Origin of the sequence: Pedobacter sp. 22163 (assembly GCF_052045595.1) — a bacterium.
GTDB lineage: Bacteria > Bacteroidota > Bacteroidia > Sphingobacteriales > Sphingobacteriaceae > Pedobacter.
In genome coordinates this window covers 261252-274411 of record NZ_JBQEPM010000005.1, presented here as the reverse complement: position 1 = coordinate 274411, position 13160 = coordinate 261252, and the positions used below count along the sequence as shown (strand labels likewise).

Genomic DNA, 13160 nt, shown 5'->3' with positions numbered 1-13160 from the left:
TGATTGAATGATTAAGTTTTGAATGATTGAATAGCACAGCGCTTATCAATTACCAATAATAACAAACCTCTTTCTGTTAAGTTTGAAAATAATTGCTAGGGCAATTCAATCATTCAATCCCGCTCTCATTCAACCCCTCTCTCATTCAATAATCAATTGTATAGCAAATATTTCTTACGCATGGTTTTGTATGCACTTAGGCCCGGTTCCCAGCTCGTCCTAATTTCCGCTTCACTTTTTCCATCGATTACCTGTTGTCTGAAATCTGCCACACCAACTAATCTTTCGATAGTACCCATCTCTTTGCTCAACTTGGTATTAAAGAAATCTTCTTTTCTCGGTGATGCCTTGTACAGTTCGATTAACCAGCTAATGTTTACCTGTTTCGATTTTACCAGTTTTGAGGTATCGTAAGTTCTTAAATCTAAACCATAACAAACCTGATCCTGAAATAATGGTGTTTCAGACATTCCTTTTATACTTTTTGGCGTAAAACTGAAATCGAATTTCCCTTTAAGGTACGGTGCGCCAACAATAGTAAATGGAAACATCGTTCCGCGGCCGTGGTTTAAATAAGTGCCCTCAAATAAACAGGTAGATGGGTAAAGTAAAATAGATTGCTGTGTATTCAGGTTAGGAGAGGGTTTAACCGGTAAAGTATACTCCATATCATGATCGTAATTGGCATTTTTGATAATGGTAATCTTGCATTTCACCTTATCTTTCAACCAACCCTCGCCATTTAACATCTGTGCATATTCGCCAACCGTTAAGCCATGCGCAATAGGGATAGGTTGCACGCCAATGCCCGATTTAAATTTTGGATCTAAAATCGGCCCATCAATTAAATAACCATTTGGATTGGGGCGATCTAAAATCAACAATGTTTTATTATTTGCTGCACAGGCTTCCATAACGTGCTGTAAGGTATTAATATAGGTGTAAAAACGGACACCAACATCTTGAATATCAAACACCATAATGTCGATATCTGCTAAATCTTCAGCCGTTGGTGTACTGTGTTTGCCATAAAGCGAGATGGCTTTAATGCCTGTTTTGGTATCAACATCATCGTTAACGGTAACGCCAGCACTGGCATTGCCTCTAAAACCGTGCTCAGGACCAAATATCTTCTGGATTTTAACACCTCGTTTCAGCAGGCTATCAACCGAAGTCTGCGTACCGATAATCGATGTAGGGTTAACCACCATACCCACACGTTTTCCTTTTAAAAGCGGGAGGTATTTTTCGGTCTGCTCTGCACCGGTTTTAATTGTAGATGGCAGTTTAACATTCCTGATCATCAGTTTTCTGTTTTCAGGACTTTTCTTTCCAAGAACTTCCTGTTCGAGTGGTTTGGGTTGTCCGCAGGCCGATAATGCAATTAAACTGGTTAAAACAAAGCTGATGTAATTTTTCATTTTGTGTATTATTCTAATCTTCCGGTATTATAACAAAACAATTTACAATATATTTCAATTATGCTATTGGTATTTTCTTGTTACAACTTAATGATTGATGTTTAAAGTTGGTTATTTATTTCCGAAAATGCCATTTTTAAAAAGGAATTGAGCATTTTTGTTAACACAAATTGATTAAATTGAATTTCGAATATTTCATAGCTGGGCGCATAGCCATTAAATCTGAGCGTACTTTTTCAAAACTTATCGTGCGTATTGCAATAGCAGGCGTGATGTTGAGTTTGGCGGTTATGATTCTCTCTATAGCCATTATTAAAGGCTTTAAAACTGAAATCCAGGATAAAGTAAGGGGTTATTTGGGTGATGTGCAGATTACCCGTTACGATCTGAATAATTCTTTTGAGCATTCTCCCTTCGTACTTGATGGAGAAACAAAAAAAACGCTCAAAAACAATCCCGATATTGAATATTATTATCCTTTTGCTACAAAACCTGCTATCCTTTCGGCCAATAATGAAATTGAAGGCATTAATTTTAAAGGGATAGACAAGAGCTACAAGTGGGATTACATTAAGCAGCATATTATCAGCGGAACCATTATCGATTTTTCCGACAGTACGGCTGCCATGCAAGAACTGCTCATTTCGAATTATACGGCTAATCGTTTAAAACTCAAAACCGGTGATGATTTTATCATGTATTTTGTTCAAAACCAGTTGCGGCCGCGTAAATTTAAAATTGTAGGTATTTACGATATAGGTGTCGAAGATATTGATAAGGGTTTTGTGCTTGGCAACCTGAATATAATTAAACGTTTGAATAACTGGGAGGCGAACGAAATTGGTGGTATAGAGATCAGGATTAAGGATTTTAACAGGCTTAAGCCTATTGCCAATAATATCTATGAAAATCTTCCACGCAATTTACGCTCGTATTCTATCGAAGAAAATTTCCCTAATATATTTACCTGGTTAGGTCTTCTCGATGTAAACACCAATGTTCTTTTAATCCTGATGTTAATTGTAGGTGTAATTAACATGGTTACCGCATTGTTGATTATGATTTTAGAGAAAACAAATATGATCGGGATGCTAAAGTCGTTTGGGGCCAGTAATTGGAGTATTATGAAAATTTTCCTTTACAACGCCGCTTATTTAATTGGTATTGGCTTATTACTGGGGAATATTCTGGGTTTAGGACTTGGTTTTTTACAGCAGGCCACTCACATTTTCAAACTTAATCAGGCCTCTTACTTTTTAGCTTATGCACCAATAGAATTTCACTTTATTGATGTGCTATTGCTTAATATCGTTACCGTAGTGGTGTGTTTAGCGGTTTTGATTATCCCTTCGCTATTAATCAGTAAGGTTTCTCCGCTTAAAGCAATCCGATTTAAATAAGGAAAAAAACTTGGGTCACCGGACAGATCATTTTCCGATGCCCAAGCAAACCTAAACTTAAGCTCTTGTCAACTCAAATTTTAATTTGAGTGTTTAATCTATTCTCTTTAAAATATATTCATATTCTAGCGTAGCATAAGAATTAGCTGGAGAAAAATCTGTTTGAGGCTTGAGCCTTCTTTTAAGCGTTAAATCTACTCCGCTGCTTCTGATATCGTATTCGCCGTTTAAAATCATATTCCAATCAAAATCTGCTGTCCAAGCGCCCTCATCGGTAAAATATCCGATCCTATTTTTAAAGTTATAGGTTCCCTTGCCCCCCGATGGTTTCAGGCTAGCATCAGCACCTGATGTAATACTGAATTTTCCATCCTTTAACGAAATTGAAATTGGATGTGTTACCGGCACAGACTTAACACTATTGGTAATTACCAATACACCTGTATAATTGCCGTCCAATAAAACATCTACGTTTGTAGGTTTTTTACAGCCTAAAGATAGGATCAGGGCAAATAAGAAGATACAGATTTGAACGTTCATACCCCTTAAACGGAGTTCAAAATCAAAACGCTACACTTAAATTGAAATCCAGTCTATACCTTGAGTACTATGAATAAATTCAGTCCGTGGTTCGAGGTTTAAATACGGATAAGTGACTTTCGAAAGGTATAAGCCCGTTGGGTGAGCGGGCAATGATAGTTTTGAAGATTGTAATGTAATCAGTTCACTTTCAAATTCGTCAAAGCTAAGTTCTCCCTTGCCAACCATTAGGATTTTACTCATAATAATGCGGATCATTTTGCCCAAAAAGCGGTTACTGGCAATATGAAACCTCAGCCTGTCGCTCTTTGGATTTACAAATAAATCGGCCTCCATTACATTGCAGATGGTATGCTCATATTTATCAGGATGCGTACAGAAAGCCCTATAATCTTTGTATTGGGGTAATAATTTTACAACGGCTTTCATTTTATCAAAATTTAGATTATTTAATTGATAAAAGGAACTTTGAGTACTTAAAAAAGGATCTTTATAGGTATGGATAAAATAATCATATTTCCTTTGTACAGCATCAAACCGGGCGTGCGGTTTTCCCTCCATTTTAATAATGTCGAATACTGCGATATTATAAGGTAAGGCTTTATTCAGGATGTAAAGCAGATCGAAATCAATCTCTTTTTCTATATCGGCATGAAAAAAGAACTGACTGGCATGCACATGCGCATCTGTTCGCCCACAACCGTTAATAGCAGTCGGCGATTTTAAAATCTTCGATAGGGTTTGCTCAATAACTTCCTGAACGCTTTTTACCCCAGGTTGTTTTTGCCACCCACTAAAGTATTGGCCTTGATAGGCAATGTGAAAGAAATACCTCATTTTTCTGCTACAATTTTACGGAAATTTTAGCAGCGGGAATATTAAATCATACTTTTGTGTGGTAAATTTTAATCATGGATTTAATAAACTGTCCTTGCGGAAGTGGAGCTGCCTTTAGCCATTGTTGCCAGCCTTATCATTTAAAAGTGAAAGCGGCACCAACTGCGGAGGCTTTAATGCGTTCCAGATATTCGGCTTTTGTAGTAGCTGATGCTGATTATCTTTACGATACCACGCATAGCACTAAAAGAAAAGGGCACTCGAAAAGTGCTTATCTAAGCAGTGCGGAAAATACCAAATGGCTAAAACTCGAAATTGTTTATTCTGATTTTGATGTTGTCGAGTTTAAGGCCTATTACCTCAATAAGAAATTTCAGACGGAAGTATTGCATGAAAAATCTAATTTCAGGTTAGAAGATGGGCAATGGTATTATGTGGATGGAGAATTTTATTTATAACAAAAATTCACTCACGTTTTCGGGTGTAATTATTTTAGTCTCCACATTCTCATAGGCATCTAAAAACGTCTTTGGAAATCTTGCATTGGATTTAGCGTTCCATTTAATTTCGTAGGCATTCATTAATCCGTTTCTTTCTTCAATATAATCTATTTCCTGTTGTGCATGCGTACGCCAAAAGTATTGGTTGCAATTAATTTGTTTATAGGCAAGAAATTTAACCCTTTCACTAATTACGAAATTTTCCCAAAGGGCACCAATGTCTTGTCTTAATACAGCTGGACTAAATTGATTAATTACAGCATTTCTGATACCATTGTCGTAAAAGTAGATCTTTCGGCTTTTCTTTAGCTCATTTCTTAAGTTCCTACTTAAAGATCCCAATCTGAATACAATAAATGCCTTTTCAAGCAGATCGATATACTTCTCTGTTGTTTGATTATCCAGACCTGCTAATTGCCCTAGTTCGTTATATGATACCTCATTGCCTACCTGAAAAGCCAAAGCCTGGATTAATTTCTCCATCTTATCTGGCTTTTGTATTTTCTCCCAAGTTAGGATATCTTTATATAGGTAACTGTCGGATAATTGTTTTAAACGTATTTCTTCTCCACCTGGATTGTTCACGATTTCTGGATAGTAGCCATAAACCAAGCGATGGTTCAATAATCTTTTCTCTGCAAGTAGACCGTTTTCCTCTACCATTTCTCCGAACGAAAAAGGAAATAGGTTATATTCCCATTTTCTACCAGTAAGTGGTTCGTTAATATGATTGGCTAACTCAAAGGCTGAAGAACCAGTAGCAATTACTTTTACATCTTTAAGTTGATCAATGATTAATTTAATAGATAAACCAATATTATCAACTCTTTGCGCTTCATCAATTACCAACGTTTTAGCTTTTCCAAGAAGTGCACGTAAGGAGGTTGAAGTGGTATTGGAAAGTATTGTCCTAATGTCTGCGTCATCACCATTCCACCACATAACAGGTTTAGCAAATTTAGAAGAAAGCTGCTGCAAGAGCGTACTTTTTCCAACCTGCCTTGGACCTAAAAGGATGATCGCCTTTTCATCTTTTAGGTGTTTTTCGATAGAATCTGATATTGCTCTTGAAATCATAATCGCAAATTTAATATAAATTTTGCGAATGTAATCGCAAATTTAATATGAATTTTGCGATTTTACTCCTTTTGGCTATATTTTCTTTGCTTCGTTCCAATATACATCCATTTCGGTAAGCGTCATATCCGCCAGGGCTTTTCCGTTTTCTTTTGCTTTGGTTTCGAGGTACTGAAAACGTTTGATAAATTTTTTATTGGTTTTTTCCAGTGCATTTTCAGGATTGATGTTAATGAAACGTGCATAATTGATTAAAGAAAAAAGTACATCGCCAAATTCTGATTCTGCTTTTTCAATATCAATGGCCGTATTATCGATAACATTGAATTCAGTTTTAAACTCCTGTAGTTCTTCTTCTACCTTTTCCCAAACCTGATTTTTATCTTCCCAATCGAAACCAACACCTCGGGCTTTTTCCTGAATGCGGGCAGCCTTAACTAAAGCTGGTAGTGAAGATGGAACACCCGCCAGAACTGATTTGTTACCTTCTTTCAGTTTAATCTGCTCCCAATTGCGTTTAACGTCTTCTTCGTTCTGCACTTCAACATCGCCATAAATATGTGGATGTCGGTTTACCAGTTTATCGCAAACCCCGTTTAAAACATCTGTAATGTTAAAATCATTAGTTTCGGAAGCAATTCTCGAATAAAAAACCAAATGCATCATCACATCGCCAAGTTCCTTTTTAATTTCGTCTAAATCGCCCTCTAAAATAGCATCGCTCAACTCATAAGTTTCCTCTATCGTTAAATGGCGCAATGTTTCCATGGTCTGTTTTTTATCCCAAGGACATTGTGTACGCAGTGTATCTAAAACAGTAAGTAAACGCGTAAAAGCGTCAGCTGGATTACTGGCACTTGCAGGAATTGGATTGTTAGGCATATTTATGGTTGAGCTATATTTATCGAACGCTAAAGTACCAAACCCAAGCGATTAAGAAAAGCTGAAAGGGTATTCTGAACCATAAATATTTTGGTCCTGGCCCTGGCTTATACAAATCTTCGTAATTGATGCGGTGTTTGGCAGCGTAAATATTGGCAGGTAAAATGACAATGTAAAAAATAATTAGGGCTATCCCGGTAAAATATCTGGTGCTTTCAATGGCCAGGCCAATGGCAAATAAGATTTCCAACACACCTGTTAAAAGCACAATTTCTACTTTTTTAGGGATGAATAGAGGAACCATAGCAGCCATACTTGTTTTAAACTTGAAATGCCCTATAGCTGTAAAAACTAACATCACGCCCATGGCGATATTGCCTGCAAAAATATTTCCTTTATCAAATGTGGTATGGCCGCCAAAGGCTAATAGGGCAACATAAACGCTAAGTAATACAAATAGGGGTTTCATTTATTATAATTTTGACTTACTTGATCAAATTAAAGGCAATCAAAATCGTTGCTATGAATAAGATAACCAAGCCTGATAGAAAGACAAAATCGGCAACTTTTTCTAACTTTTGATTTGCGTTTCTTTCTCTTCTCATAGAGATAAAAGATAAGATGCAGCTGGTCATAAAAAACATTACGGCAGCTACGGCAAATTCATCAATGATGGAACCATCGGTAAGTGCGAGTTTTTTTAAAGAAGTAAGCACAATAAAGCAGATGCCCAACAGATTGGCAGAAGTGCTTAAAATATGAGGCGATCTATTTTCGGCCATACTAATCCTTTTCTTCTAATTTAATCTTTTTCGTAATTCGATAAACGCGTTTCTTTTTGTCGGGCTTATGCTCTTCGCCCATTAAAATGCCCCAAGGTTTTAAATTATCCACTCTATCGAAGATTATTTTTAATATGGCCAGATAAGGGATACATAAAAACATGCCCGATATCCCCCAGATCATTTCGCCAACTACAATACCAATAAAGGCGAAAAGTGCATTAATTTTTACTTTCGAACCCACTACCAGTGGCATTAGCACATTTCCATCTATCGCATGCACACCGACAAAGGCAATTAAAACCAAAAGCACTTTACCTGCACCAGCTGTTGCAAAGGTGATTAAACAGCTTACCAGTAAAGCAAAAAATATCCCTAAATAAGGTACAACGTTAAAAATACCTGCCACCAAGCCTAATAAAACAGCGTATTTAACCCCTAATAAACTCAATACAGTAATCATTAATACGGTAACAATAAGCATCTGCAGAAATAAACCGATGATGTATTTTTTAATGATATATTGAATCTGACTAACAATTTCAGAAACTTTTTCTTTGTGTTCTTCTTTAAAAACAGAGGTCAAGAAAGTGAATAAAACACGGCGGTAATTTAAAATGAAGAAGGTGAACAAAAGCGTGAAACCCAAAAATAATAAGGTAGAAGATAGTGTGGCCAGGGTGGTAGCAACAATAGCAGCACTCGTAGCCAAAGCTTTCTCGGTACTATCATTTAAATAATCGAGCTGTTTCTGAGAATTTACACCAAAGGTGTGCGAAATCCATTTCTGCAGTTCATGGTACGAAACATTGGCTTTCTCTTTTAACAATGGCCAATCGGCCCATAAATCGCTCAACTGATTGCCAAAAAAATATATAATTCCACCAATTACAGCAATCATTAGCACTACTGAAACCAGCGTAGATAAGCTTCGTTTAAACTTAAACCTCTGCTCTAAAAAATTACCCACGGGCAACAATAAAATTGCCATTAAAAAAGAGAAAAGCAGCGGTGCCAACAGGGATTGACCTAAAATGGCGATGTAGGTTAAGCTTATTAAACAGAAAAGAACCAGGGCAAGCTTAGGTAGGAACGATAATTTGTCTTTCATATAATTTTAAATCCTGTTTAATACAAAATGCCCGATTAATTGTTTCATCAATCGGGCATTTAAATATAAGAGATTATTTTTAATAGATACTCGCTTTATCTAAAAGTGAAATATCTTCTGGCGATAATTTCAAATTCGCTGCATCCGTAAAAGATTTTAACTGGCTTAAATCGGTAACGCTTGCAATCGGCGCTGTAATTGATGGATGGTAAATTAACCAGGCAAGGGCTACCGAAGCTGGCTCAACATGGTGTTTTTCAGCAACCTCATCCAATGCCGCTAAAATTTTAAAGCCACGTTCATTCAGAAATTTTTTAACGCCACCACCACGCTGGCTTTTATTTAAATCATCTTCGCTGCGGTATTTTCCTGTTAAAAATCCGCTGGCCAATGAATAATAGGTTACTACGCCCAAGCCATAATCCAGACAGATTTTTTCGTGCTCCTGCTCAAAGTTTTCTCTATCATAGAGGTTGTATCCTGGTTGGTAAACTTCATAACGAGGCAGACCATGTTCAGTAGCATAAATCAAAGATTCTTTTAACCGCTCAGCAGAAAAGTTTGATGCGCCGATCCAACGTACTTTGCCTGCTTTAATTAAAGTTTCGTAAGCACTTAAGGTTTCTTCAACCGGGGTATTTTCATCATCGTAATGAGAGAAATAGAGGTCGATATAATCTGTTTGCAAGCGTGATAATGAATGTTCTACTTCGTTTATGATGTAATCCTTCTTTAAAGATTTACCCTGGCCCATATCAGAACCCACCTTTGTTGCAATAATTACGTCGTGGCGTTTGTTGTGTTGTTTGAGCCAATTGCCTATGATTGTTTCTGATTCTCCACCTTTATTTCCAGGTGCCCAACGCGAATACACATCAGCAGTATCGATAAAGTTAAATCCACTTTTTACAAACTGGTTTAATATTTCAAACGATTTTTGCTCATCGATTGTCCAGCCAAATACGTTTCCTCCAAATACAATGGGTGCAATATTTAAATCGGTTTTTCCTAAAATTCTTTTTTCCATGATATGAATGTTAATAATATGCTAACAAATCTTGGAGCCAGCAGTTTTTAGGGGCGGTCGAAATTATGTCAAAATGAGATGAGGAAGGTTTTTTTGAAAGCAATTAACCTTGAATTTTAAAGTTAGTCCTGTGTTACGCTATAGCTCCGTAGAAAAACGGAGGCTGCCGCTGCACCCAGGTTTAGGTACTTCTGCATTGCTACTATTAAGGTTTTCATCCAAATCGCCTAATCGTAATACACAACCGCTAAATGCTAACCCCTAAACTCTTAACGCTCACCCCTCAACCTTTGATGGCCCTAAGCATTTCCCTTTTTCCTGGAGCACCAGGTAATTTTTCGATGGTAAATCCACAGGCTTTAACGGCTCTTTTCAATTTTCCGGTAATGGCGTAGGTAACAAAAGTTCCGCCTGGTTTTAAGAAACTGCAGGCATGTGCAATAATTTCATCGCTCCACATTTCGGGCTGGTGCTGCACAGAGAAGGCATCGTAATAAATCACATCAAATTTTTGGTCGCTCTGGTATTCGGCCAATGTAGTATGCGGAATTTCCAAAGTGCAAAGCGATGTTAATTGTTGAGGCGCTTTTAATGCTTCAGGGTAATTTGAAATAAAACCGGTCCATATTACTTCGGGAACATATGCAGCGTAACCTGTTTGCTCAATTACTGCTGTAGTAAGCGGAAAGGCCTCAATACTGGTATAGTTAAGTTTAATGTTATTTGCTGTACAATGTTCGAAACTTAAAATAAAGTTCAATCCGGTGCCGAAACCAACTTCCAAAATGGAAATTTCAGTTAAATTAGCAGAGGCGGATTTTAGTCCAGCATCAATAAATACGTGTTTGCTTTCCTGTAATGCGCCATGTTTACTGTGGTAATGTTCGCCAATAGTTTCATTGTAGAGTGTATTCGAGCCATCAGCAGTAGGCGTTATAATATTCATGAGCTAGGATTTTAAGGATGCTTCGATTTCAAGATCGCGGTGCAAATATAGGTATAGGATTAATGTGATTTTTGGATTTCAAGATCATGACGCAAATATAGATATAGGATTAATATGATTTTTGGATTAGCTAGGATTTTAAGGATTCTTGGATTTCAAGATCGTGGTGCAAATATAGATATAGGATTAATGTGATTTTTGGATTTCAAGATCATGACGTAAATATAGATATAGGATTAATATGATTTTTGGATTTCAAGATCATGGTGTAGATGCGAATGCAGTATTTAAACGATTTCTGGATTTTAGGATAAATTAGCCAGAGATAGGAGGTGAAGTTAATCCGCTTTAGTCTTCTTACTCCCAACCTCTGACTTTTTCTCTTTGGTTTTTCAGCTTTAATCTTCAAATTTCACACCTCCGTTCCCAGGCTTTCCGACCTTTATCACCACCTTACCTAAACTAACGTAAGTTTTGCTTAGCTAATTAATCCTCGGACCCCGGACGTCCGACCGCTGACTTTTTCTCTTTCAGCTTTAATCTTTTGTTGTTAGCTTTGATCTCACCTAAACCCTAAACCCTAAACCCTAAACCCTAAAATGGATATCGAATCTTTCAGAGAATATTGTTTGAATTTACCTGGTACAACCGAGGGAATGAAATGGGGTCATTTATGCTTTATGATCGAAGAAAAAATGTATTTCATTATCGCTATTGATGAAGATAATAGTTTCTCTATAAAGTGTGATCCCGAAGAGTTTGATGCATTAACGGCTAGAGATGGGATACAACAGGCTCACCATATGGCTAAACGACAATGGATACGTGTTGATAACCTGGAGGTGTTTAATGAAACAGAACTGAAAAAAAGGGTGGCCGATTCGAGGGCGATGGTTTTAGCTAAATTACCTAAGAAAACACAGGCAAAATACGCCTAAGCATTGCCATAAAAGCATTAAAGCAGCGGATATCTTCAACGCAAGATTTTTATACAAGTTTCTTTAAGGCCATAATGTAGCCAATGTGCATACCCTCGTGGAAAGGGATAAAATTAATCGCATCTTCTATTGAGTTTAATTTCATGCCATAACGTTTATCCCAAGGGTCGAACTTTAGAAAAATATGACTCGAATAATCTGCCGCCAGACGATCCGTGCTGTTTAAGAGTACATTGTAAATTAAATCTATCTCTTTCTGCTCAATAAACTTTTCAGGTTTTGTTCCGCTTAAAAAAGGACTGAAATATTTTTCCTCAACAGTTATCTCAAGTCCAGATCTTATATAACACATGTTTTGTTGCGCTGCAGTTAAATGCGCAATATTCCAGATAATGTTATTGTTAAAACCTGAAGGGATTTTATTTAACTGTTCGGTACTTAAATCCTTTACCAATTCTAGAATAAAAATTCTGGTGTTTTTAATCTGGGCGATGGTAGCAATTGTGTCAGTCATTTAATTGTTTTATAGACAGTAACTTACTGCTCGTTTTTGGTTTCCTCTTTTGTTTCTTTCTTTTGTGTATCGTCTTTTTTTATGCCTTTATCAGCATTCAGTTCTTTCGACTTCATGATATTAAAACGGTACATGTCTTCAATGCCTACCAGTTTTCTGGTACACTTTTCAATATCGGTTCCTTCTTGCCATAAATATGGACGGAAACTATAAGTCTTGGTGCCATCTAAATTCGCAATAAACTGGCTCCAATTGCTCCAGCGCAAACCTTTGTAAAATTTAGAAAGATCGCTATCAAAACAGAAAACAAGAAACTCACCATATCCAGCTCCAAGCGGTTGCCAGGTTAGGGTGTTAGGCTCCAGGTAATACACATTTTTAATGTCTTTACCCAGGCCGCCATAATTGATGGCAAAGAAACCACCTACAGCGTCATCAGCAATTAACAGGTAGGGAATGTTATCGCCATATTCTTTTATGGTTTTTCCTTTGTTCCATTCGGCAATATTTCGGCTCAATCTTTCGCTGCCCGAGCCTAAAATTCTAATCCAGCCATTATCAACCATAATGCCTCCGGTATTGTAAATTACCGAGCCAAGTGTAGCATAGGTAGTCATTTGCGAGTGATATAAAACTTCTTTTGCTTTTGCAGAATCAACTGGCAGCACCTCTACCTTATTTTTAGCAGAATCGATCCACTTTTTTACCAACGGCCAGGCCGGATCGGTTTTATTTACCAATGCTTCGAGACTGATTAACTTATTATCCTGAGCAAAAGTTATTGAAGAGAATAAAGTTAAACTTAGGATAAGAATTGTTTTGAATGCGCTTCTCATGAAAAAGGGGCTTATGTTTTTCCAAAGATAGAATGATAATTAAGAATTGTTGAAAGGAGATTGATTAATTTTTTGAATCGGAAGAAATATTGAGCTTGGTTTAATTGTTGGTTTGTGGAGACACAAACCAAGGCGTGTGAGCAATCGTGCAGTCGGATGGTAACATCCGACTGATTTATTCAACATCTAAAAAGAATTGATTAATTCGATGAATTGAATTGATAATTTCAGTCAGTGTCAGATGGTAACATCTGACCCCCGCGCTAAGAAAACAAAACGCCCCAATAAATCGGGGCGCTTGTAATATAGGGATGATATAAAATAACTGATTTTAAACAATTGAGTGGAA

The 13160-nt window shown here is 37.0% G+C and carries 15 protein-coding genes; 3 read left to right on the top strand and 12 right to left on the bottom strand.

Annotated elements, in window-relative coordinates; genetic code table 11:
* Window positions 1-152: 152 nt before the first annotated feature.
* Entirely contained in the window at window positions 153-1421 is a 1269-nt protein-coding gene (locus ACTJKN_RS15110) for an exo-beta-N-acetylmuramidase NamZ family protein (protein ID WP_440826225.1), read from the bottom strand.
* Window positions 1422-1591: 170 nt separating this feature from the next.
* Here ACTJKN_RS15110 and ACTJKN_RS15105 point away from each other — a divergent pair, with 170 nt between their 5' ends.
* Complete coding sequence (locus ACTJKN_RS15105) at window positions 1592-2821, top strand: ABC transporter permease (RefSeq protein WP_440826224.1); 1230 nt, start codon at window positions 1592-1594, stop codon at window positions 2819-2821.
* Between the two features lie 93 nt (window positions 2822-2914).
* On the opposite strand, the gene ACTJKN_RS15100 is transcribed toward ACTJKN_RS15105, so the two are convergent.
* Complete coding sequence (locus ACTJKN_RS15100) at window positions 2915-3361, bottom strand: hypothetical protein (RefSeq protein WP_440826222.1); 447 nt, start codon at window positions 3359-3361, stop codon at window positions 2915-2917.
* 36 nt (window positions 3362-3397) lie between these two features.
* Window positions 3398-4198 carry a tRNA pseudouridine synthase A gene (locus tag ACTJKN_RS15095; RefSeq protein WP_440826220.1) on the bottom strand — a complete coding sequence of 267 codons (801 nt, stop codon included), beginning with the start codon at window positions 4196-4198 and terminating at the stop codon, window positions 3398-3400.
* A 74-nt stretch (window positions 4199-4272) separates the two neighbouring features.
* Between ACTJKN_RS15095 and ACTJKN_RS15090 the strand changes: the two genes are divergently transcribed.
* Window positions 4273-4656 (top strand): YchJ family protein, encoded by a 384-nt coding sequence (locus ACTJKN_RS15090; RefSeq protein WP_440826218.1) that lies wholly within the window; start codon window positions 4273-4275, stop codon window positions 4654-4656.
* Here the strand turns inward: ACTJKN_RS15090 and ACTJKN_RS15085 are convergent.
* The 7 genes from ACTJKN_RS15085 to mnmD form a co-directional block, all read right to left on the bottom strand.
* Complete coding sequence (locus ACTJKN_RS15085) at window positions 4651-5775, bottom strand: ATP-binding protein (RefSeq protein ID WP_440826216.1); 1125 nt, start codon at window positions 5773-5775, stop codon at window positions 4651-4653. The genes ACTJKN_RS15090 and ACTJKN_RS15085 overlap by 6 nt on opposite strands.
* A gap of 75 nt (window positions 5776-5850) precedes the next feature.
* Complete coding sequence (gene mazG / locus ACTJKN_RS15080) at window positions 5851-6657, bottom strand: nucleoside triphosphate pyrophosphohydrolase (protein WP_440826215.1); 807 nt, start codon at window positions 6655-6657, stop codon at window positions 5851-5853.
* A gap of 19 nt (window positions 6658-6676) precedes the next feature.
* Complete coding sequence (locus ACTJKN_RS15075; RefSeq protein ID WP_440826213.1) at window positions 6677-7126, bottom strand: DoxX family protein; 450 nt, start codon at window positions 7124-7126, stop codon at window positions 6677-6679.
* 16 nt (window positions 7127-7142) lie between these two features.
* The gene (locus tag ACTJKN_RS15070; RefSeq protein ID WP_440826211.1) at window positions 7143-7439 is read right to left on the bottom strand and encodes a hypothetical protein; all 297 of its coding nucleotides are present in this window, start codon (window positions 7437-7439) and stop codon (window positions 7143-7145) included.
* A gap of 1 nt (window position 7440) precedes the next feature.
* On the bottom strand, window positions 7441-8550 hold the full coding sequence (locus tag ACTJKN_RS15065; protein WP_440826209.1) for an AI-2E family transporter: 1110 nt from the start codon (window positions 8548-8550) through the stop codon (window positions 7441-7443).
* A gap of 79 nt (window positions 8551-8629) precedes the next feature.
* On the bottom strand, window positions 8630-9577 hold the full coding sequence (locus ACTJKN_RS15060; protein ID WP_440826207.1) for an aldo/keto reductase: 948 nt from the start codon (window positions 9575-9577) through the stop codon (window positions 8630-8632).
* A gap of 283 nt (window positions 9578-9860) precedes the next feature.
* Window positions 9861-10523 carry a tRNA (5-methylaminomethyl-2-thiouridine)(34)-methyltransferase MnmD gene (gene mnmD / locus ACTJKN_RS15055; protein ID WP_440826206.1) on the bottom strand — a complete coding sequence of 221 codons (663 nt, stop codon included), beginning with the start codon at window positions 10521-10523 and terminating at the stop codon, window positions 9861-9863.
* A 599-nt stretch (window positions 10524-11122) separates the two neighbouring features.
* Here mnmD and ACTJKN_RS15050 point away from each other — a divergent pair.
* Complete coding sequence (locus ACTJKN_RS15050; protein WP_029279813.1) at window positions 11123-11461, top strand: MmcQ/YjbR family DNA-binding protein; 339 nt, start codon at window positions 11123-11125, stop codon at window positions 11459-11461.
* 49 nt (window positions 11462-11510) lie between these two features.
* Here ACTJKN_RS15050 and ACTJKN_RS15045 read toward each other — a convergent pair whose 3' ends face one another.
* Window positions 11511-11975, bottom strand: a complete 465-nt coding sequence (locus tag ACTJKN_RS15045) for a DinB family protein (RefSeq protein ID WP_440826204.1) — start codon at window positions 11973-11975, stop codon at window positions 11511-11513.
* Window positions 11976-11998: 23 nt separating this feature from the next.
* The gene (locus tag ACTJKN_RS15040) at window positions 11999-12811 is read right to left on the bottom strand and encodes a DUF2625 domain-containing protein (protein WP_440826202.1); all 813 of its coding nucleotides are present in this window, start codon (window positions 12809-12811) and stop codon (window positions 11999-12001) included.
* Window positions 12812-13160: the final 349 nt, after the last annotated feature.

Excerpts from the sequence above, each read along its gene's own strand:
- ACTJKN_RS15075 (WP_440826213.1), bottom strand. The coding sequence starts at position 7,126 with ATGAAACCCCTATTTGTATTACTTAGCGTTTATGTTGCCCTATTAGCC.
- mazG (WP_440826215.1), bottom strand. The coding sequence starts at position 6,657 with ATGCCTAACAATCCAATTCCTGCAAGTGCCAGTAATCCAGCTGACGCT.
- ACTJKN_RS15100 (WP_440826222.1), bottom strand. The coding sequence starts at position 3,361 with ATGAACGTTCAAATCTGTATCTTCTTATTTGCCCTGATCCTATCTTTA.
- ACTJKN_RS15065 (WP_440826209.1), bottom strand. The coding sequence starts at position 8,550 with ATGAAAGACAAATTATCGTTCCTACCTAAGCTTGCCCTGGTTCTTTTC.
- ACTJKN_RS15090 (WP_440826218.1), top strand. The coding sequence starts at position 4,273 with ATGGATTTAATAAACTGTCCTTGCGGAAGTGGAGCTGCCTTTAGCCAT.
- ACTJKN_RS15060 (WP_440826207.1), bottom strand. The coding sequence starts at position 9,577 with ATGGAAAAAAGAATTTTAGGAAAAACCGATTTAAATATTGCACCCATT.
- ACTJKN_RS15045 (WP_440826204.1), bottom strand. The coding sequence starts at position 11,975 with ATGACTGACACAATTGCTACCATCGCCCAGATTAAAAACACCAGAATT.
- ACTJKN_RS15110 (WP_440826225.1), bottom strand. The coding sequence starts at position 1,421 with ATGAAAAATTACATCAGCTTTGTTTTAACCAGTTTAATTGCATTATCG.
- ACTJKN_RS15050 (WP_029279813.1), top strand. The coding sequence starts at position 11,123 with ATGGATATCGAATCTTTCAGAGAATATTGTTTGAATTTACCTGGTACA.
- ACTJKN_RS15085 (WP_440826216.1), bottom strand. The coding sequence starts at position 5,775 with ATGATTTCAAGAGCAATATCAGATTCTATCGAAAAACACCTAAAAGAT.
- ACTJKN_RS15040 (WP_440826202.1), bottom strand. The coding sequence starts at position 12,811 with ATGAGAAGCGCATTCAAAACAATTCTTATCCTAAGTTTAACTTTATTC.
- ACTJKN_RS15095 (WP_440826220.1), bottom strand. The coding sequence starts at position 4,198 with ATGAGGTATTTCTTTCACATTGCCTATCAAGGCCAATACTTTAGTGGG.
- ACTJKN_RS15070 (WP_440826211.1), bottom strand. The coding sequence starts at position 7,439 with ATGGCCGAAAATAGATCGCCTCATATTTTAAGCACTTCTGCCAATCTG.
- mnmD (WP_440826206.1), bottom strand. The coding sequence starts at position 10,523 with ATGAATATTATAACGCCTACTGCTGATGGCTCGAATACACTCTACAAT.